Genomic DNA, 290 nt, shown 5'->3' with positions numbered 1-290 from the left:
GAATGGGACTATCCTACTGAATGGGGTGGCGGAACAGACAGTATTAGAGAAAAGGGTAAGTTGAACTATGAAGGATTAAACGACCACGAAAAAATGATACTATACATTTATGCTTGGAATTTGTCTGATTTTTGCCCGACAAAGAAAAGCATAATGAAAGAATTTGAATGGTCTGCATATAAAGTTGCAAAAATGTATAGAGAATTGAAGCAATATGGATTAGAGTGTGTTGCCCTTTTCTCTGAAAATACTGGTCTGTTATGTGGGCGTGGGTATCGTTACTATTACGC

General features: G+C 37.2%; 1 protein-coding gene. It reads left to right on the top strand.

Features of this window, described 5'->3' with window-relative positions; all coding sequences use genetic code 11:
* A partial coding sequence (locus Q4528_RS13455; RefSeq protein WP_303522023.1) for a hypothetical protein occupies positions 1–290 on the top strand: 290 nt, incomplete at both ends.

The organism is Staphylococcus pasteuri (genome assembly GCF_030547725.1).
GTDB lineage: Bacteria > Bacillota > Bacilli > Staphylococcales > Staphylococcaceae > Staphylococcus > Staphylococcus pasteuri.
This window is presented reverse-complemented; position numbering and strand designations above follow the sequence as displayed.